The sequence below is a fragment of the Paenibacillus sp. NPDC058898 genome, from assembly GCF_049316025.1.
GTDB lineage: Bacteria > Bacillota > Bacilli > Paenibacillales > Paenibacillaceae > Paenibacillus_AQ.
The window spans coordinates 32441-57280 of the sequence record NZ_JBMOSM010000001.1; the positions used below are offsets into that span (position 1 = coordinate 32441).

The 24840-nt window shown below is 46.7% G+C and carries 19 protein-coding genes; all 19 read left to right on the forward strand.

Annotation, left to right across the window (positions count from 1 at the left end):
* The first annotated feature begins 158 nt into the window (after positions 1–158).
* Positions 159–2447: a 5-methyltetrahydropteroyltriglutamate--homocysteine S-methyltransferase gene (gene metE / locus ACOZB4_RS00110; protein ID WP_379416210.1), complete on the forward strand. Its 2289-nt coding sequence runs from the start codon at positions 159–161 to the stop codon at positions 2445–2447.
* A 329-nt stretch (positions 2448–2776) separates the two neighbouring features.
* Positions 2777–4213 (forward strand): N-acetylmuramoyl-L-alanine amidase, encoded by a 1437-nt coding sequence (locus tag ACOZB4_RS00115; protein WP_379416207.1) that lies wholly within the window; start codon positions 2777–2779, stop codon positions 4211–4213.
* Positions 4214–4305: 92 nt separating this feature from the next.
* Positions 4306–5004, forward strand: coding sequence for a response regulator transcription factor (locus tag ACOZB4_RS00120; RefSeq protein ID WP_339272853.1), 699 nt, complete (start codon positions 4306–4308; stop codon positions 5002–5004).
* Between the two features lie 3 nt (positions 5005–5007).
* The gene (locus ACOZB4_RS00125) at positions 5008–6462 is read left to right on the forward strand and encodes a sensor histidine kinase (RefSeq protein WP_379416205.1); all 1455 of its coding nucleotides are present in this window, start codon (positions 5008–5010) and stop codon (positions 6460–6462) included.
* On the forward strand, positions 6459–7673 hold the full coding sequence (locus ACOZB4_RS00130) for a hypothetical protein (RefSeq protein ID WP_379416202.1): 1215 nt from the start codon (positions 6459–6461) through the stop codon (positions 7671–7673). The genes ACOZB4_RS00125 and ACOZB4_RS00130 overlap by 4 nt, the downstream gene beginning before the upstream one ends.
* A 300-nt stretch (positions 7674–7973) precedes the next feature.
* Positions 7974–9281, forward strand: a complete 1308-nt coding sequence (locus ACOZB4_RS00135) for an ABC transporter substrate-binding protein (protein ID WP_379409417.1) — start codon at positions 7974–7976, stop codon at positions 9279–9281.
* Between the two features lie 21 nt (positions 9282–9302).
* On the forward strand, positions 9303–10721 hold the full coding sequence (locus tag ACOZB4_RS00140; protein ID WP_379409414.1) for an ABC transporter substrate-binding protein: 1419 nt from the start codon (positions 9303–9305) through the stop codon (positions 10719–10721).
* Positions 10714–11595 carry a carbohydrate ABC transporter permease gene (locus ACOZB4_RS00145; protein WP_339272862.1) on the forward strand — a complete coding sequence of 294 codons (882 nt, stop codon included), beginning with the start codon at positions 10714–10716 and terminating at the stop codon, positions 11593–11595. The genes ACOZB4_RS00140 and ACOZB4_RS00145 overlap by 8 nt, the downstream gene beginning before the upstream one ends.
* A gap of 17 nt (positions 11596–11612) precedes the next feature.
* The gene (locus ACOZB4_RS00150; RefSeq protein ID WP_379409405.1) at positions 11613–12491 is read left to right on the forward strand and encodes a carbohydrate ABC transporter permease; all 879 of its coding nucleotides are present in this window, start codon (positions 11613–11615) and stop codon (positions 12489–12491) included.
* A 24-nt stretch (positions 12492–12515) separates the two neighbouring features.
* On the forward strand, positions 12516–13658 hold the full coding sequence (locus tag ACOZB4_RS00155; RefSeq protein ID WP_379409401.1) for an efflux RND transporter periplasmic adaptor subunit: 1143 nt from the start codon (positions 12516–12518) through the stop codon (positions 13656–13658).
* A gap of 363 nt (positions 13659–14021) precedes the next feature.
* Complete coding sequence (locus ACOZB4_RS00160) at positions 14022–14909, forward strand: YwqG family protein (protein ID WP_379409398.1); 888 nt, start codon at positions 14022–14024, stop codon at positions 14907–14909.
* Between the two features lie 24 nt (positions 14910–14933).
* Positions 14934–15662, forward strand: coding sequence for a class I SAM-dependent methyltransferase (locus ACOZB4_RS00165; protein WP_379409394.1), 729 nt, complete (start codon positions 14934–14936; stop codon positions 15660–15662).
* A 238-nt stretch (positions 15663–15900) separates the two neighbouring features.
* The gene (locus tag ACOZB4_RS00170; protein WP_272914367.1) at positions 15901–16413 is read left to right on the forward strand and encodes an RNA polymerase sigma factor; all 513 of its coding nucleotides are present in this window, start codon (positions 15901–15903) and stop codon (positions 16411–16413) included.
* Positions 16380–17360 (forward strand): hypothetical protein, encoded by a 981-nt coding sequence (locus ACOZB4_RS00175; RefSeq protein WP_379409391.1) that lies wholly within the window; start codon positions 16380–16382, stop codon positions 17358–17360. The genes ACOZB4_RS00170 and ACOZB4_RS00175 overlap by 34 nt, the downstream gene beginning before the upstream one ends.
* A 138-nt stretch (positions 17361–17498) precedes the next feature.
* Entirely contained in the window at positions 17499–17837 is a 339-nt protein-coding gene (ytxJ, locus tag ACOZB4_RS00180; RefSeq protein ID WP_379409388.1) for a bacillithiol system redox-active protein YtxJ, read from the forward strand.
* Positions 17838–17877: 40 nt separating this feature from the next.
* On the forward strand, positions 17878–18210 hold the full coding sequence (locus tag ACOZB4_RS00185) for a thioredoxin family protein (protein WP_379409384.1): 333 nt from the start codon (positions 17878–17880) through the stop codon (positions 18208–18210).
* Positions 18211–18308: 98 nt separating this feature from the next.
* Complete coding sequence (locus tag ACOZB4_RS00190) at positions 18309–18728, forward strand: GNAT family N-acetyltransferase (RefSeq protein WP_339272873.1); 420 nt, start codon at positions 18309–18311, stop codon at positions 18726–18728.
* Positions 18729–19235: 507 nt separating this feature from the next.
* A complete protein-coding gene (locus ACOZB4_RS00195) occupies positions 19236–21020 on the forward strand; it encodes a methyl-accepting chemotaxis protein (protein ID WP_379409377.1) in 1785 nt (594 codons plus the stop codon).
* 54 nt (positions 21021–21074) lie between these two features.
* Positions 21075–24803 (forward strand): amino acid adenylation domain-containing protein, encoded by a 3729-nt coding sequence (locus tag ACOZB4_RS00200; RefSeq protein ID WP_422759443.1) that lies wholly within the window; start codon positions 21075–21077, stop codon positions 24801–24803.
* The last annotated feature ends 37 nt before the right edge of the window (positions 24804–24840 follow it).

Below are 24840 nucleotides of genomic sequence, written 5' to 3' on the forward strand. Positions count from 1 at the left end.
AATCTCGCGTTTTTTTGTATTGGCGTATAACAAGATTACATATACACCTTTCTTGCTATAGCCATAGGCTATAACTAGATATAGCTTATATGAGTTACACTATACCGATTAATACATGGTATCTTTCTTGTAATAATTTGTATAGGAGTGTTATATAGATGGCAAAAAGCAGTGTACTGGGATATCCGCGTATTGGCGCTGATCGGGAATGGAAAAAAGCCCTGGAAGCATTCTGGGCAGGCAAGCTTGATGAATCGGAGTTTCACCGGCAGCTGCAGGAGATTCGGTTGAATCATTTACGGAAGCAGCAGGAGAGCGGGATCGATCTTATTGCGGTGAATGATTTTAGTTATTACGATCATGTTCTGGATACGGCAACGATGTTTGGTATCGTACCGAAGCGCTTCTCTTATGAGGGCGGTGTTGTGCCATTGTCTGTATATTATGGTATTGCACGCGGAACGAAGGATGCTACAGCAAGTGAAATGACCAAGTGGTTTAACACCAATTATCATTATATCGTGCCTGAATTGGATGGGGCTGCACCAGTTCTTACGGAGAACAGACCGCTGGCAGCCTATCGGGAGGCTAAGGAGAAGCTCGGCATTGAAGGCAAGCCGGTTATTGTTGGTCCGCTAACCTTCTTGAAATTGTCCAAAGGGTACCAGCCGACGGAGACGGATGCCTGGCTGGAAAAATTGCTGCCGCTCTACGTACAGATTCTCCAGGAGCTTGCCCAAGAAGGCGTTCAATGGGTCCAGATTGATGAGCCGATCCTCGTAACGAAATTAAGCGATGCCGATCTTAAGCGGTTAACCAGCATTTATGAAACGTTTGCGGCTTCGGCACCCGGCCTAAACATCATGCTGCAAACCTATTTCGAATCGGTGGAAAACTACCAGGATATCATCCAGCTTCCGGTTAGCGGCATCGGACTTGACCTGGTCCACGGATACCAAGGCAATGTGCAAGCCATTAAACAATCAGGGTTTCCTGCGAATAAAGTGCTTGGCGCCGGCATGATTGACGGACGCGGCATTTGGAAGGCATCGCTTCGCGAGAAGCTGTCGCAATTGGAAGAGCTGACGAAATATGTAGCCACTGAACGGTTGATCGTTCAATCTTCGTGCAGCTTGCTGCATGTTCCGGTGACAGTGAGCAGCGAAACGAAACTGCAGCCTGAACTCAAAGGGGCGCTCGCCTTTGCAGATGAGAAGCTGAATGAGCTGGTTCTTTTGACGAAAGCAATCTCCACAGGCACAGCTCGGATTGCCAAGGAACTGGAAGAATGCGATGCTGCCCTTCAGGCGCTTAAACAATCCGAAGAGCGCAATCGACATGACATTCAGCAGGCAGTTGCCGAGATTAGTGTGCAGAATCCAGTTCGCAGTCTGCCGTTCGCGGAGCGTCATGTCGCTCAACAGAATAAGTGGCAGCTGCCGATTTTTCCGACCACGACGATCGGCAGCTTCCCTCAGTCAGCCGAGGTGCGCAAGGCACGCCAGGCGTGGCGCAAGGGAGAATGGAATCATGAGCAGTATGAGCGCTTCATTCAGGAGCAAATCGATATTTGGATCAAGCTGCAGGAAGAGATCGGCCTGGATGTGCTTGTGCATGGAGAGTTCGAAAGAACGGATATGGTTGAATTTTTCGGTGAGAAGCTTGGTGGCTTTGCCTTCACTCAATATGGATGGGTTCAGTCCTACGGCTCACGCTGCGTGAAACCGCCTGTAATATTCGGGGATGTCGCATTCGAGAAACCGATGACGGTGGAGGAAACGAAATATGCACAGTCGAAGACTAACCGCCCCGTGAAAGGGATGCTAACTGGCCCGATCACAATCATGAACTGGTCGTTCGTCCGCGAAGACATCTCTCGGGAACAGATTGCCTATCAATTGGCTTATGCCCTAAGACAAGAAGTAGAGGCGCTGGAGCAGGCGGGCATCGGGATGATTCAGGTGGATGAGCCTGCGGTGCGCGAAGGGCTGCCGCTCAAGGAGGAAGATCAAGCGGAGTATCTCGCTTGGGCTGTTAAAGCCTTCCGTATGACCACATGCACGGTACAGCCGACCACGCAAATTCATACGCATATGTGTTATTGCGAGTTCCATGACATGATCGATTCGATTGAGGCAATGGATGCCGATGTCATCTCGATTGAAACTTCGCGCAGTCATGGCGAGCTGATTCACAGCTTCGAAGTCAATACCTACAGATTAGGGATTGGCCTTGGCGTGTACGATATCCACAGTCCGCGGGTACCTCGAGTGGAAGAGATGACAAGCATGATCGAGCGTGCACTGCGGGTCCTGGATCCGAAGCTGTTCTGGATCAACCCGGACTGCGGTCTCAAAACACGTGGTAAGGAAGAAACGGTTGCATCCCTCCGTAACATGGTTCAAGCCACGGAGATCGCTCGTTCGTCCTATTCGCTGAACGTGTAACCGTAAATCTGACTTGTTGATAGAGTGGGCAGAGTTATGAATAGTTAAGATAGGAGCAGGCTGCGTCGGCAGCCTGCTCCTTTTTTTGTTACCCATGCCAGATATAATGGTGCGTACAGATGTAGAACGGAACTATATGAAAGATTTGGCTGTAAGGAGGACCGTAAGGATGCGATTGACGTCTATATGTCTATGAAAGCCTCCTGTCATTTACATAGAGTAGAGTTGGACACAAGTTGTTGACATCTTGGTAAAATCGTTATCACATCCGGCGATTATATTCTTCTTATGGAATCGTATCTAGCACGATCACCTAAGAAGGAGGAGCCATGATCTATCACAAAAAACGCAAGAAGTTTACCAGAGTCTTCTTTATTCTATTCATTGCAATCCTATTTATTGTCGGCTTCAAATTGGCATGGCACGTTGGTTCATCAACGGTGGAGTTGGTGCCGGCATCATCTGCTAGACTTGCAGAGACCTATAGGACGCTTCCTGCTGTGCCTAATCCAAATAAAACGTATCGGATCGTAATCGATCCCGGTCATGGGGGAAAAGATCCGGGAGCTACCGGAGTAAGCGGTGCAAATGAGAAAGCGTTCAATCTATCTCTTGCCGGGCGGGTTGTTGACCTCCTGGAGGAGGACCCTTTGTTTGAACCTCTCTTGACACGTTCGGATGATCAATTCGTTGAATTGGATGAACGGGCAGTCAAGGCGAATGATTGGAATGCGGATGTGATGATTTCCATTCATGGCAATACCTATACGGACCCCATGACATCGGGTACGGAAACCTTGTACCGACACGAGGACAGCATCCCCTTGGCCCAAACCCTTCAGGAGCATTTGGTGAAGGGAATTGGCCTTCGTGATCGCGGGATCAAGGAAGAACAGTTAAAAGTGCTATCTACGCCCACGATGCCGGCAGTGCTTATCGAAGTTGGATATCTCACCAATGCGGAGGATGAGCGTTTCCTGCTGAGCAATGAAGGTCAAGATCTTGCCGCACAAGCTATTGTTGATGGGCTCAAGGACTATTTTGCGGAATCGCAGGAACTCTCGCTTGGACACCAAGCAAACGGTGAATCAGTTGAAAGATCACCCGGCACTCCGCAAAGCGGGAATCAGTCTATGGAGAAAAAGGTGTATTTTAATGGATCGGCCCAGGACGGTAAACAGGTCGCACTTACATTCGATGATGGACCGGATGCCATGGTTACGCCCAAAATCCTTGATATCCTGAAGGAAAACGATATTAAAGCCACCTTTTTCATTCTGGGAAACCGGGCTGAAGCCCATCCTGAGACTGTGCGGAGGATTAAAGAGGAAGGTCATGCCATAGGAAATCATTCCTGGTCACACCCCAACTTTACAGAATTATCGATGGAGGAAGCGCTGAATCAGGTGAAGAATACGCAGGATGAACTGAACGACATTATCGGCTATCGTCCATCCTTGTTTCGGCCGCCTTATGGCGCTTTGGATGAGGACAAAGAGGAGGCCATACAAAATATGGATTTAGCGATCGTGAACTGGTCCGTGGACACGATGGATTGGTCAGGTCTGCCCGCACAGGAGATCATGGGAATCATCCACAAGCAGTTGAAGCCTGGAGGCATCATTCTTCAGCATACCGCAAACGGCAAGAACCATCTTGCCAACACGCTGGAGGCACTGGAGCTGTTAATACCGGATTTGAAAGATCAAGGCTACTCATTCGTCACGGTCCCGGAACTGCTGCATTTGCCTGAATCGCAGTCTTAGTAAGCCTGTAACGGATCAGACTTATCATTTGTCAATGGTATATGCTAAAATCGATTCATCAAATAGGCCTATGGAATAAGAATGGAGACTTCATGAAAAAAACAAAAATTCTCATAATCGAAGATGAGGGGCCGATTGCCGACTTGCTTGCCTATGGTCTCAACATGGAGGGTTTCGAAACCTGTATTGCGGCCAGCGGAGCTGCGGGTTTAAGGGAGCTTGAGTCATTTCATCCCGATCTGCTCCTTCTGGATTGGATGCTGCCCGATCAGAGCGGACTCGATATATGCAAAAAAGTAACCGCGAACTATAACCTTCCCATATTCATGATAACCGCTAAATCCGACATCACGGATAAAGTGCTCGGACTTGAATTTGGTGCCGATGACTATATCACAAAGCCGTTTGATTTACGGGAGGTTGTTGCCCGAATTCGTACGATTCTCCGGCGGCTGGACCAAGCGAATCACGGGGATAGGGAAGTGGCTCAGGAGGCCGTGATCCGTGTTAAAGGCATCGAGATCGTAACGGAGGAGCGACTGGTCAAGAAAGACGGAAGATTGGTTGATCTAACACCGAAGGAATTTGACCTGCTCATGACCTTGTACGGTCACCGGGGGAAGATTTACACGCGTTCGGAACTGCTGGATTTGGTCTGGGGTTATGATTTTATTGGGGATACACGGACCGTGGATACGCATATTCAAAGGCTCCGCAAAAAGCTGGATGCAAGCGATTTGATCACAACTGTATTCGGCATCGGTTATAAATTCGAGAAGCAGGCGGAATAAGAGATGATTCGGACCATCAGAGCCAAGTTTATTGTTGGTTTTTTTCTGATCTTCTGCCTCTCGTTCCTCGTACTCAATCAGACCGTGAAGGAGATCATTCGGACAAGCAATCAAAAGATCGTGACGTCGGATCTGGTCGGACTCAAAAACAACAGCAATGTATATGTAAGGCAAGCATTTCTTATCAACCATTTCACGAACAATAATCTTTATTTCGGACAGATGGCCGAGGAAATGGTGAATGATTTGAATCATGCTACATCAAGCCATGTTAGTGCTTACACCGTAGATGGCAAGTTATTGTTCTCATCAGACCAGAGAGAGTTCTCCGGACAGTCGGACGAGGATCTCCGGCAAGCGATCGAGGGCAAAACGGCTTATACCATCACTTATGGCCGGAATAGCGGAACCGTTCTATATTCATACCCGGTTATCATCGATGGAGTGAAGGTGGGCATCTTGAGATTTACCAAAGATTTCACCCTGCTCTATGAACAAAGCGGGCGCATCATGGACATCATTTTCTACATCGCGCTCGCCATATTTGGAGCGGCATTCCTATTCTCCTATATGCTATCCCGGCATATCACCATTCCATTAGTGAAGCTGACCCGGGCTTCCACGGAAGTGAAGAACGGGAATCTCGATGTTCGAATCCCGTTCCGGCGAAGAGATGAAATTGGCGAGCTGGCTCTGAATTTCAATGACATGATTGACCGGATCGGAAGCCAGATTTCCACGATTGAGGGTGATCGGGATCGCCTTCAGGAGCTTAACGATCAGGAAAAACGTTTTTTCGACAATGTCACCCATGAGCTTAAGACGCCACTGACGTCCATTCTTGGTTATGCCGAGATTATTCGGGAGAAAGGGGATGACGACCGGGAATTCTTCGATAAGGGCATGAATCACATTGTTGAAGAGAGCCGGCGGCTGCATAACATGGTGCTAAGGCTGCTGGAAGTATCCCGCAGAGCTTCGGACGACCGTGAATTCGAAAAGGTGGATGCGGGTCAAATTTTGCAAGACGTTAGCGATTCCATGTCCTTCCGTGCCAAGCGTTATAAGAAGCGCATCATCTGCCAGACGGATGAACATTTGTATGTAAACGGACAACCGGACAGGCTGCGCCAGCTGTTCATCAACCTGCTGGACAATGCGATCAAATACAGCTCTCCCCAATCGGAGATTTCTGCTAAGGCCGAACTGGACTCTGGACTCGTTCGCTTTATTTTCGACAATCCGGGTGAACCGATCCCACCTGACCAGCTTGAGCACCTGTTTCAGCCGTTCTATTCGGCGGGCCATAAGTTCATGGAAGAAGGCAGTGTCGGTCTGGGTCTCAGTATCGCCAAATCGATCGTCGACGACCATGGAGGGACCATCCGCCTAGTCAGCCGGGACGGGCAGATCATGGTTTACGTGGAACTACCTTACTTCAGGGAGGAGAGATCATGATGATACGGAAACGATTTGCAGGTTTGCCCGTGCTGCTTGCAATCATCCTCCTCTTGTCCGGATGTGAGGGAGGTCTGCGGTCGGAGACCATCGTTATTCCGAGCTCGGAAGATGAGCAAGTTGCCGATTCGGGCAGCGCCCCATTCCAAGTAAAAACGATATATCGTCTTCCGATTTCGGACACGAAGGACGATCAATTGCTTGGTTGGGAGGATTCAGGATCCGTTCTCGGTCTTTTTCAGGCCCCCGACTCAAAGATGCGCTTGTCGCAATATCTGCTGCAGCGGCTCTCACCGCCGTATGAAAAATTCGAGACGCTGCAAGGCGTGGACGCTGATCATTGGAATCTCGAACTGTCGCCAAACGGCAAATATATCGTCGGTATTAAGAAGACAAAGGACGGCAATGTATTGAAGTTGATATCGCTTTCTGATGGACGGGAAACCATCATGGCCACCATAAAGCCCCGTCATGATCTGCTCTTGACAGAGCTCACTTGGTCGGATAACAGCAGATACATCTCTTATCTCGTCACAGACGTCGCTACAGATGTCGCTTCAGGCCCCGTCAGTGGACAAACCGATGTGGGTGTCGCCACAAACCCCGTTGTCAAAATGGCCGTGTATGACACAACCGCCCGGCAAGTCGAGGTCTATCCGCTGAAGGGCCTCCGAAACACAGGCATCGTCTCCGAGGTGAAAATGTCGGACGATGGACAAAGCGCACTGATTGTGGTGCAAAATGAACGGACCATTAGTATCAGCATGGGGACGATAAACGGAAGCAGCTTTCATATCGAATACGAGCATCAGGCGGGCGGTGATCAGATGGCATGGCTTAATAAAGATCAGTTTGTTTTCCTTGGAACGGAAGGCGAGATCTATGAGTACGATCGACGAAACATGGCTCTCTCTGTCCTGCTGGAGAGGGTTCTTAGCTTTCAATTATCGCAAGACAGGAAGTATATTGCTTATTCCCAGAAAGATGACAACGATACAATCTCAATTTTTGCAGGAAAGCTTCAAGGAAACAACGTCCTGTACAAAGAATCGGTCTATCAGGGCGTCTTCCCGTCGGTAATGTATTGGAGCCCGCATAATGACAGTCTTCTGGTAAATGGGCGAAAAATATATTCCACTTCAAGACAACAAACGAATCCGGAGCCAAGTGTCGTCTCGTATAATCAACCGTTTATTATTAAGTTTCAATAGCTAACCTAACCCTTCAAAGTGGATAGCAACCTTATTTGCGGCAGACTGAACGAAATATCGTTCAGTCTGCCGTCTTTTTTTTAGATATTAGCATTTATATGTTGTGGGGTTATTTCAGAGACAATTTGTTTACAAGTAGGTGAAGTTTCGGAGACATCTTTAATTTATATTTGGAAAAGTCAGCGAAGATAGTTTCAATTAAAGAAAGGTGAGTCATTGATGAAGAAAATAGGCTGGATATGGATTTGTCTAATCCTCTTTCTCTCCGCCTGCAGTGGAGCTCAGGGGAACAAAGGCGAAATGGCAATGAAAGGAGCGACAGCGGCGCAAGACGGAAATACGAAAGAAAGTGTGGATTCAAAAGGACATGTGAAGCTCGTGTTCTCGACTTTTTATCTGAGCAATTACATGCAGACGGCTGTGAAGAAGTATGAGAAACTGCATCCCAACATCGAGATTGAACTGCAGGCTACACCTACTGAGGGGAAGGACCTCGACGAGGTATATGCAAATATTGAAAAATTCGTTACCTCCTCGAACACATCCATCTTGGCCGGCAAAGGTCCCGATCTGATTGAGCTTGATATGCTCCCGGCAGATAAATATGTAAGCCGTCATCTGCTTGTCAATCTAAGCGACATGATGGAGATGGATTCATCGCTTCAGACGAAAGATTATTTCACCAACATCTTGGACAACTCGAAGATTGACGGGGGACTTTACGGGATGCCGCTTTATTTCTCCCTTGCCGGTTTGATTGGCGATGAGGATGCCCTCGGAAAGAGCGGAGTCAAGATCGATGACAGCAGTTGGACATGGAGCGATTTTACGGATATTGCCAAGCAATTGACACAGAAAGGCGAGTACAAGAATGCGCTCATTAGCGAACCGCATTATATGTTGAGCGAGATGGTCGCTGAAAACTACCGCCAGCTCGTCACAGAAGGAAACGGGAAAGCCAATTTCGATTCGGTGCGCTTTGCCGGGTTAATGCAGCAGATCAAAACGATGTTCGATGAAGGCTTACTTTACGACATGGTTACAGATGACGGTGGCAGAGGCAGCGAAACTGCCAGGAATGCCAAAGCTTATTTCAACGAAGAAACCATCAGTTCCCTCCGAGGGTATCTGTTGAACAATTTCGCCGAGCATACCAAGCTGTATGCCAAACCGCATCCGCAAGATGTGGAGGCTGGAGGTTATTTTAAAAACTTCGGAATGATCGGAATTAACGCAAGCTCGCCTCATAAGAAAGAGGCCTGGGACTTTATCAAATTTCTCATAGAGGATGAGGCACAGTCTTATACCGATGTGTATGATCAAAGCCCTGGTTTTCCGATTAACAGAATTGCCTACGAAAAACAGCTGAAGCAGCTAAAAGACGAAGGAACGATTCATGAGGCTGATCTTCCCGCGGTCAAGGTTGACAATGCATCGCTGGACCAACTGGACGCCTATATTACGGGAGCCGTTCATTCCACCGAGAAACAGTCCAAGATTGATGAGATCATTTCCAATGAATCAAAGTCTTTCTTCAGCGGACAGAAATCAGCGGACATTGTCGCGAAACAAGTTCAGAACAAGATCAATCTATATCTCAACGAATGAAACGATGAGGAGAATCGTCATATGAAGAACATCGGTTTAGGATTATTGGTTAGCTGTTTTATAGCCTTCTCTTTAACCGCTTGCGGTAGTGGAAGCCCAACAGGGGCAGCATCATCAGCGGGAACCAGCGGCGGCAATGAAGCGTCCGCAGGTACAAACGACGGTGGTTCGGTGCAGAGCACAACTCAGAATGATGAATCAGCCTCCGGTGGCAAAAAGACCATCGTCTTTTCGATGTTTTTCCCAGATGAACTGTTTCAGGAAGCAAAGAAGAATTACGAACAGCTTCACCCGAATATCGAAATCAAGCTGCAGACGGGTTATACCGACGATTCGAACATGGAGGCGGATGAGGAGAAGTTCGTCAAGAATACGAATACGGCGATGCTGGCAGGCAAAGGCCCCGATCTGCTCCAATCGGGTGAATATGTGAATATTCTGCCTACTGATAACTACGTTAAACATCATCTGCTGGTTGATCTCGGTGAATGGATGGACAAGGATTCCACTTTCCGAAAGGAAGATTATTTCGGTAATATCCTGGACAATTCTCGAACCGGCAAAGGACTTTACAGCATGCCGCTCGCATTCTTTCTGGAAGGCTTTGCCGGAGATGCAGATGCCATCGCGCAAACCGGGATTCAGATTAACGACAAAACCTGGTCCTGGAACGATTTTATAAATACCGCAAATCAGCTGGCGGCGGCTTCCAAGGTATACCCATCAGCGCTGGTATCTGGTGGCCCCGAAAACCTGCTGGCAGACATTGCACTTGACAATTATTCCTTATTTGTGGATACGGAGAGCCGCAAGGGCAATTTCGAATCGGCCTCCTTTACCGGTCTGATGAACCAGGTGAAGTCCATGTACGACAATCATATCGTGACCACGGATCCTCGGAGCAAGGCTTATTTCAGAACCATCCATATCAACTCTCCTTGGGACTATCTCGTATCTCTAAGGGAATACGGCGAGAATATGAAGTATTACATGAAGCCTCATGCCCAGGAAACGACAGCCGGCGGTTATTTCCGGCCTTACAAGAGCATTTCCATGAATGCGAACTCCAAAGTGAAGGAGGAAGCGTGGGATTTCATAAAATTCATGATGTCCGGAGAAATCGAAACGCCTTCCACGAAGGCAGGATTTCCGATCAACAAGAAATCATTTGCCAATCAGATCAAGCAATTGAAGGAAGAAGGAACGGTTAAAGCCTATGAGGAAGGCCCGCTGCAAGGAATGGCGATCAAAGTCGATCAGGCCAAGCTGGACCAACTGGAGAGTTTGGTGGGTGGAGCCACTCATCAGGTTGAGATCAAGTCCGCCAAAGTGAATGACATCATCGTAAATGAGTCCAAAGCCTTCTTTGCCAGACAGAAATCCGCAGATGATGTCGCCAGGCTCATCCAGAATAAAGTAACGACCTATCTGAATGAATAGAAGAAGTTTAAGGAGATGGATGCGCAAAGACGGGATGAAGGCTTTATGGTTCTTGGCTCCCAGCCTGATCGGCTTTGCTTGCTTTTATATCATCCCGTTCATAATGGGCATTTACGAATCGTTCACGGACGGTTCATTGGAGGGTACATTAGTTGGCTTCGATAACTACAATGAAGTGCTAAGCAGCGGCTCCTTCCACAAGGCATCGGTAAATATGCTGATTTTTACCGGTATTGGCGTTCCGCTGGTCATCGCGTTGTCGCTCATTCTGGCATTACTGCTGAATCGGCCCTTGTTTATGCGCAATTGGCTTCGAACCTCCTTTATTATGCCGCTTGTCGTACCCGTCGCATCCGTTGTGATGATCTGGCAGATCCTCTTCGATTGGAACGGAACCTTAAATGCATGGCTGCACCATTTCCATAAAGAGAGGATCGACTGGATGCAATCGGATTGGTCGATGAGCGTGGTCATCCTCATGTATTTGTGGAAAAACATCGGCTACAACATGATTTTATTTCTGGCCGGACTTCAATCCATTCCGAAGGATTATTACGAGACGGCACGTGTTGAGGGCGCTGGGCGGATCCGTCAGTTGTTTCACATTACGCTAATCTATTTGACGCCTACAACATTCTTTGTCGTGCTGATCTCCATCATCAATTCTTTCAAGGTCTTTCGGGAGACGTATCTGCTTGCAGGCGATTATCCATATGACCGGATCTATATGATGCAGCACTATATGAACAACATGTTCTCCTCGCTTGATATTCAGAAGCTGACGGCTGCAGCCACGCTGATGGTCGGCTTCATCGTCATTCTGGTGACGGGACTATTGAGCGTTGAGCGCCGATTTCGGGATAACTTGGAGTGACCAAAGGGAGGCTCATCATGAAAAATATACGGTGGATTCCAAAGCTGGTACTGACGCTGCTGCTCGGATTGTTAGCCGTTGTCATGCTGGTACCGATTCTGCTTACCTTTACGAACTCCCTGATGACGGAGCAAGAGATTGGGCGGAATTACGACCTTCTGGGGCAGATGATCGACGTTGCGAAGGGTGGCAAGGACGCGTTCGTGAATCTGAAGATTATTCCTGATTGGCTATTCTTTGGACAGTATGCCGAGGTACTGGTTCTAACCACAAAATTTCTAAGGATGTTCTGGAATTCCGTCGCCTTGGTCGTGCCGATTGTTGCCGGACAGGCGGTCGTCGCCTCGCTTGCGGCTTATGCCTTTGCCAAACTTCGCTTCATCGGAAGGGACAAGCTGTTCATGCTTTATTTAATGACCATGCTTATGCCGTTTCAAGTAACGCTTGTTCCGAATTATATCGTTATAGACAAGCTTGGACTTATGAACCATACCGCCGCCATTATTTTACCTGGCATCTTTGGAGCTTTTGGCGTCTTTATGATGCGACAATTCATGGCCCATATTCCCGGAGCGTATTCTGAAGCGGTCATGATGGACGGTGGAGGAGCATGGGTCATCTTCTGGCGTATTATCCTGCCGCTGGCGAAGCCTGGTCTGGCCGCGCTGATGGTTCTATTGTTCGTCGACTATTGGAACATGATCGAGCAACCGCTCATATTTTTGCAAGATTCCTATAAACAGCCACTGTCTCTATATCTTGCACAGATTAACAAAGACGCACTGGGAATCGGTTTTGCCGCATCGGCATTGTATATGGCACCTATGATTCTGCTATTCCTGTATGCCGAGTCTTATTTTATTGAAGGCGTTCAATTGTCGGGCATAAAAGGTTAGTTTCAGTACTAGGAGTGATGGATATTGGAAGAGGTAATTTCCCGGTCAAGAAAACGCAAGGTTAGCATAACAGCCGGACTGTTCACAGGTCTTCTGCTTATACTGACTTTTGCAGGTAACACCCTACAAGCCTTGACGCTGCCTAAGGTAGTGATTACATCGGTAAACAAAGGCTCGCTGGTTCATTCCTATGTCGGCCGATCGACGATAAATCCAAAGGAGGAGAGGGAACTTATCCATCCTTCGGGCTGGAAAGTCGATAAGGTGCTCGTTAAAAAAGGTGAGATGGTGCGTAAAGGACAAGTTCTTATACAATATGATGGCAGTGAGGTTAAGCAGCAGATTGCTGTGGAGCAGTCTGCTCTGAAGAAGCTGAATCTATCCATGGAACTTCTCGAATATAATGTCATTCAAGCGATGCAGGAAGAAGATGAGTCTCTTCTTATAAGTGCCACAAGCGCGTACGAAACGGCAAAGCTTGATATTGCTGCACAACAGCAGCAGATCGAGAACCTGAAACACTCTCTTTCAGTTAATCGGCAGATCGTTGCCCCTTTTGACGGTATTGTTATAGAGATTGGTGCGATGGAGGGATTAGGTTCTACCGGGAAACCGGATATCACGATGAGCCATTTGGCAAAAGGGTATGGGTTAGAAATGTATGTACCGTCAGGTATCGCTGCCACGCTGAGCGTAGGGGATGTTCTGGATAACATCATGCTTGAAGGCAAGGAAGAACCATCAATTACGGGTGAGATTGAAAGGATAGATGAGGATATGAACTCGCTCAGTCCCGATGTTGACGAAGACGCTGAGAAATCAAGCAGTTCCATGACACGTTTGTTCGTTAAACTAAAAGGGAGTGGGCTATCCGGTGGCGAACAAGTGAGGATCAGTATAGTCAAAACTAAGAGCAGCGAAGGGATCCTCATACCGAATAAAGCCGTTCACAAGGACAGCGAGGGCGCTTATGTCTACACCATAAAAGAAACACAAGGCCCTCTCGGCAATGCATATTATGCTGTTCGCACGTCAATTCAAATTACCGATTCCAACAGCCATACCATTGCCGTTGGAGGTGGTCTATTCGATCAACAGGAAATCATTGTGGACAGCAGCGATCTAATTATGGATGGAACACGTGTCAACGTTTATAACCAGAACTAACACCAGAATGTCGCCAGGGCTGAAAAATAGGATTGACAGGACAAACCAAAAGATGTTAAATTATCCGGCAACCAAAGCATGGTTTATGGGGTTTATATAGTGATAGGTGCTAAGCTTATAATGAGGGGAACTTATTTATTATATATGTGCAATGGAGGGGGATATGAAAAATACGCTTATGAAAAAGCCCGAATTCCTTAGGTTTTCAAGACGGAATCGTGATGAGTGACAGGATGGTTAATGGCTATGACAAGTCGATCATTGAAGATCTCTTTAAGGAAGAGTAGAGGAAGATCACGATTCCCGGACATTATCGTAATTCTCATAACATTCTAATTTATTGAAAAGAAGAGGAACTAGACTATGAAGCTAAATGAACACAACTTGATCAAGATGCAAAATATCATCCAAGAGCACGAATTTGAACATGCAGCAGACTATTTGATCGAACATACTCGGCAAGGCATGCGTTTATCCAAACAGGGAGAGGAGGACTATGCCAGCTCGTGCAATTCACGGATTGGCGGAGACCCCGATCTTCCTGAAGGAATGGAATGGCCTCTGACTTCGGATGGTACACCGATGACGTTTTTGGCACAGCTGCAGTTGAGGGATTTGGCAGCTCACGATGCCACGGCTTCACTTCCGCATAGCGGAGTTCTGTATTTCTTCGTTGGTGTTGATGAACCTGCTTATAACATTGAACACCGGGTGTTGTATCTGGCCGAGGATCAGACAGCGGCCGCTAGTCGATGCCGGGCGCCTGAGGGGACCGCGTTAGATGAAGAATTCGCAGGCTACCGTATTGAAGCAAGAGCCACACTTGAGCCCCCGAATTACGCTTATGTGGATGATGAGCTTGTCGAGGATGATGAGCATGATTTTGAATCTTACGAGGATCTGTGTCATCAATTGACGGGGCATGATTCTGACGACATCGCGACGATCTTTGGCTACCCTTCTACCCAGCATGGAGATTGTGAGCACGAGGCTGCTTTAATGCTGTTAACGGGATCAGAGTACAATTACTCCATGGAGGCGGCTGTGCAGCAGATTGCCGATCATTGCGGCGGCAACGCGGAACAGGCTCAGCAGGAGATTCGGGATACACTGCTGCTGCTGGCCATCGATTCGGACGGCGAGATAGGATTTTGCTGGTGGGATGCGGGTGAACTGCAATTTTTCATCCGAAAAGAGGACTTGCTGGCCAGAAATTTCGAACGCACGTATTGTTCGCTGTACTCAAGCTGAGCACAATATATGGGGGGATGATCCATGAAGGAGAAGGTCATTGAGGCATACGAAAAGCTGGCTGGAGACTACGAAAGACATGTGGATTCGCAGAGCGGGCATAATGCTTATTACGAAAGGCCAGCCATGCTCAACGTGTTACCGGCGGATATGGAGCAAATGACCGTCCTAGATGCTGGTTGTGCCGCAGGATGGTATACGGAGCAATTTATTATACGAGGGGCCAGGGTTACAGCGGTTGATCTGAGCCCGGCGATGGTAGAAGCCTGTAAGAGACGAGTCGGCAATGAAGCGACTATATTTGCATGCGATATAACCGAAGACCTGCCCTTTGATGATGAGGCGTTTGATCTTATCGTAAGTTCATTGACGCTTCACTACATCGAGGATTGGACGCTGACCTTTCGCGAATTTCAGCGAGTGCTGAAACCTGGTGGAAGTTTGATTTTCTCCGTTCATCATCCTTTTATGGATGTTAAACATTTTGACCGACCAGACTACTTTGCCCGTGAGTTATTGACGGAGGTTTGGAACAAACAGGAGTCTGGACCCGTAGAGGTTACTTTCTATAGAAGACCGATTCAAGAAATCATCAACGTAACTTCATCTCGGTTTAGAATCGAACAGATCGTTGAGCCGCAGCCCAGTTTAGCGCATAGGGACAATCTGGAAGCTGCGGAATGGGTGGCCAAATGGTTTGATCGCCTAATGACGAACCCTCATTTTCTGATTGTGAAAGCTAATAAATCGTAACTTGGAATCCATACATATTCATAGGGGAACCGCGTCCATCGCGGTTCTTTTTGTGGTCATATGGCCTCCGTCATATATTTAATGGGCCGATTATTCCGAATAATGTCCGTTTTTCGTTTGCTGCATGGTTATATAGGTATCCAAGTTATTAGAGAGGAGGGGAAGAGTCATAAACGCTGAAACGATTGAAAAATATGTTCAACAGATTCAGGAAGGGCATGCCGAGGCGTTTATTCCTATCGTAAGTGAGTACCAGCGCCAAATCTATATTTACTGCTGCCGACTACTGGGTAGCGAACAGGAAGCAGAGGACGCAGTGCAGGAAATCTTCTTGAAGGCATACAAATCGATCACAAAGTATAAGCCTTCGGTCAGCTTTAATGCATGGTTATATAAGATCGCTTACCATCATTGTCTGAATGTAATTCACCGGCGGCAATTATCGCAGAAGCTGGGAAGATTGTGGAAAGGACAGATTTTCGCCGAAAGCGCAGAGCAGGAGTACTTAAGAGGGACATTCAGCGAACCGCTAAGGAGAGCGCTGGTGGATCTTACGGTAGAGGACAGAAGCTTATTAATTCTGTATGCATTTCACGACAAGTCGTATGCAGAAATAAGTGAAATAACAGGAAAGACATCGGAAGCCGTCCGAAAAAAGATAACCCGAATCAGAATAAAACTGAAGGATGCCATGAATAAATGGAAGGAGGAAGAACAATGGGAAACATCGTTGATCCAATCGAAGAGTTGAAGCAGCATTCTGTGTCGGACAGTCATTTTCGTGATGTGGAGTTTGTTTCAAGAGTCAGACAACATATTGAGGACGAGCAGCATAAAAGACGTTCAGGATTCCGATCTTTCAAGGGTAAAACCGTATTGTCTATCATGATTTCCTCTGTATTACTAGTCTCGTTCACTGCATATGCAGCAACCGGGCATATTCAAATTTTTAATAGCAAAGGGGAAATCGTTCTTAAAACAACCGATCCATCGTCATCAGGGCTGCCAGCCAAACTAAGCAATCTTCTGGAGGAATACAGGACGAGAGTAAAATCCATGCTGAAGCCCGGAGAGCTGGCCGCATATTATATCAAGGATGATTACATTAATAAGGGCAACGGGTATGACACGGCGAATCCTATAAAATTTGAATATCAACCGATAGCCTATCGTTCATATGATGATTTCCAAAAAGAGCGTGTTCGTACTTCGGCACCCATTCTACAGGTACCCGGTTATCTTCCCAAGGGTGTGAAATTCGCTTATGGACAAGTTTTTCCTTATGGGCCGGCACCTTCAGGAGAAAATGATCGTGTGAAATACGTAGAATTAGAACAAAGATTGATGAATGAGGCCAATACATCCAGCAGTGGTGAGAAGTTGTTTGTAGAGAAGCTGAATTGGTCGAAGGCCTTCAACTCCATTGTATACCTATCCGATGGCAAGAGCGACACGGCTGTATCGATCATGGCAGCGTATGGTCAAGGTGCAAGCTTAACGAAGTCTCTTGATGCCTCTTCCGAGAAAATACAGCTGAAACATGTTGAAGCTATTTATCTCCAGAATGAGGCAGATGGAGATAGGATCAGTTGGTATGATAGTAAACAAAACATCGTATATACCATTATAGTAAATGTAAAAAGTCTAATCACTAAGAAAGATCTGAAGGCAATGGCAGAGAGTATGATTATTGACTAATGAGATGGATTTGAAATAGGATTCGATCGGTTGAAGATGAACTCTAAACATGAAAACTAGTCGAGTTTACGTGTATAATAGCTATTAGTTATATAATAGAAGCAATGAGTTATATCACATCAAAGGGGAGAAAATCATATGCAATGGAATGAAATTACGACAATAGAAGAATGGGAAACGATTCTGAAAAAATCTTCCGAGCGCGGCCAAGTTATTTTGAAGCATAGTACGACTTGTCCGGTTAGCTCTAATGCTCTTTCGGAGTTTGAATCTTACTTGAAAAAGGCGCCAAACGGCGATGTGGATTACACACTGGTTAAAGTCATTGAATCCCGCCCGGTTTCCAATAAAATTGCCGAGGATTTGAACGTAAAGCATGAATCGCCGCAAATTATCTGCGTGAAGGATCAAGCGAAATATTGGACGGCTTCACACTGGGCGGTTACGTCTGCGCACATATCAGCGGTATTAGACTGAATATCGGCATAGAGCTATTCATGAAAGTAAGGTGCAACAGATGAAAGAAATGGAAGAGCTGACGTCGATAGACGCCATAGAACGGTTTATTGACAACTACACGTTCAGTTTTTTATATGTATCGAGACAAGATTGCAGTGTGTGCCATGCCATATTACCCAAGCTAAGAGTACTGTTAGACCGGTTTCCCCGCATTTCATTGGGACATATCCAGGGCGAAGCAGTCGGGGAGATAGCCTCAAGATATTTGATTTTCACGGCACCGGCCCTTCTCTTGTTCGTTGAAGGAAAAGAGCTTCTGAGAGAAGATCGATTTGTACAGTTTGGCGCGTTAGAACGGAAATTGGAAAACTTGATGGATCTCCTTAGATAGCTGCCTTTGTATCGAGTCATGATGGTATGAAGCTGAACTTATGAGTACAATAATTATTTAGGAACGTATCTTCTTGATTGAAAGCGAGTGTGGAGTATTTGAAGATAAGAGAGGCTAAGCTTGAGGATTACCCTGAGCTTAGGGAAATATTCTTGGCATCACGACGTGAAAATTTTCATTGGGCGGATGCAAACGAGATGGCGTTGGGCGATTTTGATAAGCAAACGGAGAAAGAATTTATACTATTGGCAGAGGAAAATACGATTATCCTTGGATTTACTGCGCTATATTTGCCAGACAACTTTATCCATCATTTATTCGTTCACCCGGATCATGCTGGCAAGGGAGTGGGCAGACAATTGCTTGATGCTGCGATTGAGAGCATGAGAAAGCCGATCCGATTGAAGTGTGTATCCGCAAATCACAAGGCGCTGAAATTCTACGAAAACAACGGCTGGGAAAGAGTGGTTGAGGAAGAGAAGCACGGCGAAAAGTATTGGGTTATGGAATTCAGATAAGAATAGAAGAAAACTGGGAAACCAGTATTCAATGCAATTTATACTGAAGAGGACCGCGTAAATCGCGGTCTTTTTGCGTGCTCAAAATGATAGGAAACTACGTGCTGATTTCAAAAATTGAAGGAACATAAAAATTCGATTAATTGTCGAAAACAGGGGTTTTTTTGCAAGTTGTTGTTACTAAAGTATTAAAAATATTCGGATAAATGCCGATCTATAAATAGTACAAAAGATGCAATGGTTATGGAATCATAACGTGAATATGGATCTATTGAACTGGAATTTCACTTAACAAGACCATTTTGTGAAGTGAGCCTATGTAAGAATATTGATGGAGGGGGAACGCGGTTCATTCAAGATGAACATTTTTGAAAAATGTAATGTATTCATGAAAGATTCCGGAAATATTCAATGTTTCCAGGAAAGTAGGTGATGCGAACAGGTTCGCTAATGAAATCCCTATTTTATATGGAAAATACATAAGAGATATCAAAGGAGAGACACCAAGTGAGTGACCAAGTGAGTGAGCCAAAAACGTTCTCAAAAGGACTGCGTTTTAAAAATCTGAGTATTGTTAAAAGAAACATGTTATGGACGAGCCTGTATATCATTATTACGGGTGTCATCGTGATTGGTTCAAGCTATTATATCCAGGACAGCGTACTAACGAAGCAGTTGCAATCCGATTCGGGAAAAATTATGGATACCTTGGTTAAGTCCGTATCGCTGGAAGATGCTCAAGCGGTGAAAGGCCAAACCGACCGCAATGCGGATATCCAAAAAAAACTTACCAAAACGTTTGATGAACTATCCCTAAGTCATCCCAACATTGCACAAGGCTATATTTTTGGACCGGAGCTCGAGGGTGGCAACAAGACCTCGATTATTGCCATGCCAACGGCAGTGCTTGATATGTTTGCCGAAGAAGACTTGAATCTGGGCGACTTATACGAACAACCGGAGATCCATGCTGACGCCGTGAGAGAGATGCTGAAAACGAAAAAAACCGTCTACACCAAAGGCTATAAAGATAATTATGGTACCTGGATCACCGTGCTGTATCCTTTCCAGGATGCCAGCGGCGAAATTTTTGCTTACATGGGGATCGACGTGGATGCAAGCTTAATCGCTTCCGGGAAACAGGCATTGATCACCAATACGGTTTTTGCGCTGCTGATTACCTTGCTGATTGTATTAGCGCTGCAGTACTTCACCATTAGACGTACCTTCGCACCGATCCAAGCATTAATGGGGGCGCTGGACAAGCTAAGCAAAGGTGACTTTACCGTCCAATTAAAAGCTAGCGATGATGAGCTGGGGCAGGTCAATGCCAAGTTCAATACGACCGTTAATCAAATTAATGAACTTGTCACAACGATCAAAACGGTATCGGAGCACTCTGCAGAGCAGTCTAAATTCCTCTTCTCGGCTGTGGAAGTCAATAATAACAACTCTTCCGCTATTACTAAAAATATGGAGGAAATGTCGGAACGAGTCGCGCTGCAGAGCACTTCCATTACCGAAAGCGTGGTTTCGCTTGAGGAAATCTCATCTGGCGTATCAACGATTGCCGGCAATACATCGGATCTTTCCGAGATATCCGTGCACATGAAGGAGCAATCGGAACGCGGTAATCAAAATGTGGAGCAGGTGATCGAACAGATGAATTCGATTGATCATTCGGTCAAAAACTCGGTGAATATCATCGAAAAGCTGCAGAATCGTTCAAATGAGATCGGTCAGATCGTGCAGGTAATTACCGAAATTTCCTCTCAGACAAATCTCTTATCACTCAATGCCGGTATCGAAGCGGCAAGAGCGGGCGAAGAGGGCCGCGGTTTTGCTGTGGTTGCCAGCGAAGTTAAGAAACTTTCGGAGGAATCAAGAAAATCCGCAGACCAAATCATTGAATTGGTTCGATACATTCAGGATGAAACGGCATCTGCGGTAGAAGCCATCAGCGAAGGGGAACAAAACGTTGCCAAGGGAATTGAGGTTGTCAAAGAAACCGGTGAGCTGTTTAAAGGCATGCTGGTGGCAACCGATACAGTGACCAGTCAAATTCAAGAGGTGTCTGCAGCTACCCAGCAAATGGTTGCCGAGACCGAACAGATTACGGCAGCTATTAAACAACTGGCTGAGCTCGCAGAGAGAAACTCGTCTGTGTCGGGTGAGATCCGGATTAGTAGCCAGGAACAGCAGGCATCCTTTGCCAAAATCTTCGAGTCTGCGGAGCAGATTAACCAGGTTTCCGCTGAGCTGGAGGCCCTTGTAAACAAATTGCATGTGTAGTGTGTAGTACTACGAGGACAGAAACAGTAGAGAAAAAAGATGGAGCTGAAACCTTTGAATACAACATTGATGATCGAACAAGGCAAAGAATATTGGTTGAATGAACTGCAGCTACCTTTACCGGGATTCTATCTGTACACCGATGGTCCAGCGCATCTTCAGCAGCAAGAGCTTGATCATATGGCGATTAATCTTCGTATCGAAACCGGTAAGATCAAGCAGTTCAGCGATTCATATGACATGAAGGCATGGATGCTCACAAGCTATGTCGTATTTCTGTACCGAATGACGCACGATACCGATTTGCTGATCGGCGTGAACAATGAGAAGGGCAATCTCCTTCCGCTGAGAGTTAACTTAAGCGGTAGCGATTCATTCGCACAGATTTATGAGCAAGTTTCCGCCAAAATGGAGCAGATTGAAGGAAGCAGCTTTTCGCTTGAGGATATAGAAGGCTTAACAGGTCAATCGCTCACTCTCCAAACGGTCTATGGAAGTAACGGGAAGGGTTATGCCTATAGTTCCAGCGGGCTGAACTGGATGGTTCAGGAAGAGAAGAAGGACGAGTGGACACTCTATGTATCCTATGCACGGCCTTTGTATAAAGAAGAAACGATCGAAAAATTCAGCAGGCATTTTGAGCTGCTTGCTTGCGCGGCTCTTGAGCATGCGGACATGCCGGTTAGCCGTTTGCCTATGCTGACAGAAGAGGACCGAAACGCGTACACGATTCTCAATGACACGAAGCAGGAGCTGCCGGAAGATCCTACTATTGTGTCAATGCTTGCTTCCATTGTGAAGAAATTTCCGGAGAGAATTGCACTATCGTCGAATCATGAGCAAGTAACGTATGAACAGCTTGACCGGTTGTCAAACCAAATCTCACATATGCTTCTAGACAAGGGGCTACGTAAAGGCCAATTCGTCTCGATATTTATGAAGAGGGGCCTGGATACGATTGTTAGTATGCTCGGTGTGCTCAAGGCCGGTGGAGCCTATATCCCGCTGGATCCATCACATCCAGATGAAAGAAATGCCTATATTATCGAGGATACCGAATCGGCGATCATTCTTACACATCAGGATTTCACAGCAAAGCTGGATGGGCTCCTGGCAGGTTTTCAACCCAAGCCAGAATACTTCTGTCTTGATGATAAATTCCTTTCGTACTCGGATGAAGCCTGTGGCGTTCGCGTTGAAGGTGATGATTTGGCATACATCATCTATACCTCCGGTTCAACAGGCAAACCGAAAGGGGCCTTAATCGCCCATCAAGGCGTCGTGAACTTGGCACTGGCCAATCAAGAGAAATTACAGATGAGTGAACAGGATATCATTCTTCAATATTCCACCTTCAGCTTTGATGCTTCCGTTTACGATATATTCGGATCGCTGGCTTGCGGTTCACGACTGCATCTTCTCTCCGATGAGCAGCGTTTCTCCATAGACGCCTTTACGGAGGCTGTGGCAGAAACCAATGCAACGCGTGTCGCGATACTGCCTACGGTGTTTTTTAATCAATTGGCAGCGTATTTGCCTATGGAAGATACTCACAAATACCGTAATATCAAAACGATCGTGGTTGGTGGGGAAGCACTGGCCGGAGAAACCGTTCGTATGTTCCAGAAGAAGCTGCAGATTCCAATCGTGAATCTATACGGCCCAACGGAAACGACGGTTGTAGCAACAGGGCATGTCGTGAATTATGCGGTTCCGGACGATCTGGCCACCGTGTATATCGGGACGCCCTTTGCCAACTATGAATTGTATATTGTGAATGAGCATAATGAGTTATGTCCAACTTGCGTAACCGGAGAGCTGCTGATCTGCTCGATCGGCGTAGCCAAAGGGTATCTGAATCAGCCTGAGAAAACCAAAGAAGCCTTCATTCTGGATCCGTTAACACCAGAATCTGGTAAACAATACTACCGTTCCGGAGATTTGGTTCGCCTGCTGCCGAACGGACAAGTAGAATACCGGGGACGAAAAGATTCACAGGTGAAGATCAGAGGCTTCCGGATCGAGATTGGAGAGATCGAGGATAATCTGGCGAAGCATGAACGCGTAAAGGACATCGCGGTCATTCCGAGAATGGACGAGGACGGAACCAAAATGTTAGCGGCATTCTATACAACCCATGATGGACAGGCAGCTTCCGCTAAGGATTTGGTGCAATTTTTAAGTCAGAAAGTACCTAGTTACATGGTTCCTAAATACATGTGTTTTGTAGAAGAGATGCCACTATCCCCGACCGGTAAGATTGATCGTAAGAAGCTGGCATTGTACGAATTGTCGATGGAGATGGAAGAGGATGACTCCCACTACGAGGCACCGGTTAATGATATTCAGCGGGATATAGCTGCAGCCTGGGAAAGAGCACTCGGACAAACCAAAATCGGAATCCACGACGATTTCTTCGATATCGGTGGGTATTCTCTGAAAATCCTGGAGATTTTGGTGCTCCTTAAGCCGAATTATCCTCAGTTGAAGATCAATGATTTCTTTGTTTATCCGACGGTTGCTACATTAGCGGAGCGAGTAGAGGAATTGGGGCAGCAAACGATCCCAACCGATCAAACAGAGAATAGGGATCTTCCGATTCAGGATTTGGCTGAGTATCCGTTCTCATTCCCTATCAACCAGGGTTCGGGACAACCTATCTATACCCAGCAGCATATTTTGCTGACAGGCGCGACGGGATATTTGGGGTCACATCTGCTGAATGAACTGCTGAAACAATCGACCGCTACCGTGTACTGCCTGGTTCGACCGTCGAAGCTGATGGAGCCCTATGCTCGCCTTGAGCAGATCATGACCGGATATTTTGGCGAAGAGGTCAGGACTCGTATGGATAAAAGGGTGATCGCGATTCAGGGCGACTTGGAGCAGGAGTTTCTCGGGCTCGGAGCCCAAGACCGTGCATTAATTGAAGCGCGCATCGATTCCATCATTCATTGCGGAGCTGAAGTGAAGCATTTTGGCGATTCCGACTATTTTGCGCGAGTGAATGTGGAAAGCACGGACCGCTTGTTGGCTTTGGCTCAGAGAAGACCGCATATCCGATTCCACTTTATATCTACGCTTGGGATCCCTGAAGATTTGGCACTGGGTGGTCAATGGGATGCCATCGTTGCCGGAACGGGATATGAAGAGTCGACTATCGAGAATGTCTATACGAACAGCAAGCTGGAGGCAGAGAAGCTGGTCATTAAAGCCGGTACAGATAGAGGAATCCCGGCAGCGGTTTATCGCGTGGGGAATCTGTCTTGTAACTCAGAGAACGGAATATTCCAGAAAAACATCGACAACAACGCTTTTTACCGCATGCTGAAAGCGATGCTGCTGTTGAAGAAAGCGCCTGGCGCGAGATGGGAAGTGGATATTACGCCGATTAACTATGCCGGGGAGGCCATTACCGCTCTGCTGCTTCAACAAGAAACGGTTGGGCGAGTGTTCCATATCTGCAACCCTGTTGCCATTCCTTATGAGGACATGGTGGGGCATTTTAAAGCCTATGGATATGACATTTCAGTGATGGACTGGAAGGCATACGAGGCATGGTTATTGGATCCGCAGCAGCCGAAGGATAAGGAAGGCCTTGAGCTGGCGATGGCACAGTTCGAAGGCGACGGAGCGAAGAATTCCATCTACCGGTATACTTGTCCGCAAACATCGGAATTCCTTAAGCACACGGGAGTAAAATGTGCTGTACCGGACAAGCTGTTATTTGAAAAAATGATAGAGTATGCCGCTGGTATTGGATATTTCGTGAAACCGGAGTAACGATATGTAGGCAAGAAGCATGAAACCGCGAGAAGCT

Bases quoted from the DNA above. Each gene is read 5' to 3' on its own strand.
- ytxJ (WP_379409388.1), top strand. From the start codon at position 17,499: ATGCAATGGAATGAAATTACGACAATAGAAGAATGGGAAACGATTCTG.
- metE (WP_379416210.1), top strand. From the start codon at position 159: ATGGCAAAAAGCAGTGTACTGGGATATCCGCGTATTGGCGCTGATCGG.
- ACOZB4_RS00185 (WP_379409384.1), top strand. From the start codon at position 17,878: ATGAAAGAAATGGAAGAGCTGACGTCGATAGACGCCATAGAACGGTTT.
- ACOZB4_RS00135 (WP_379409417.1), top strand. From the start codon at position 7,974: ATGGCAATGAAAGGAGCGACAGCGGCGCAAGACGGAAATACGAAAGAA.
- ACOZB4_RS00175 (WP_379409391.1), top strand. From the start codon at position 16,380: ATGGGAAACATCGTTGATCCAATCGAAGAGTTGAAGCAGCATTCTGTG.
- ACOZB4_RS00140 (WP_379409414.1), top strand. From the start codon at position 9,303: ATGAAGAACATCGGTTTAGGATTATTGGTTAGCTGTTTTATAGCCTTC.
- ACOZB4_RS00150 (WP_379409405.1), top strand. From the start codon at position 11,613: ATGAAAAATATACGGTGGATTCCAAAGCTGGTACTGACGCTGCTGCTC.
- ACOZB4_RS00145 (WP_339272862.1), top strand. From the start codon at position 10,714: ATGAATAGAAGAAGTTTAAGGAGATGGATGCGCAAAGACGGGATGAAG.
- ACOZB4_RS00160 (WP_379409398.1), top strand. From the start codon at position 14,022: ATGAAGCTAAATGAACACAACTTGATCAAGATGCAAAATATCATCCAA.
- ACOZB4_RS00115 (WP_379416207.1), top strand. From the start codon at position 2,777: ATGATCTATCACAAAAAACGCAAGAAGTTTACCAGAGTCTTCTTTATT.
- ACOZB4_RS00125 (WP_379416205.1), top strand. From the start codon at position 5,008: ATGATTCGGACCATCAGAGCCAAGTTTATTGTTGGTTTTTTTCTGATC.
- ACOZB4_RS00165 (WP_379409394.1), top strand. From the start codon at position 14,934: ATGAAGGAGAAGGTCATTGAGGCATACGAAAAGCTGGCTGGAGACTAC.
- ACOZB4_RS00130 (WP_379416202.1), top strand. From the start codon at position 6,459: ATGATGATACGGAAACGATTTGCAGGTTTGCCCGTGCTGCTTGCAATC.
- ACOZB4_RS00120 (WP_339272853.1), top strand. From the start codon at position 4,306: ATGAAAAAAACAAAAATTCTCATAATCGAAGATGAGGGGCCGATTGCC.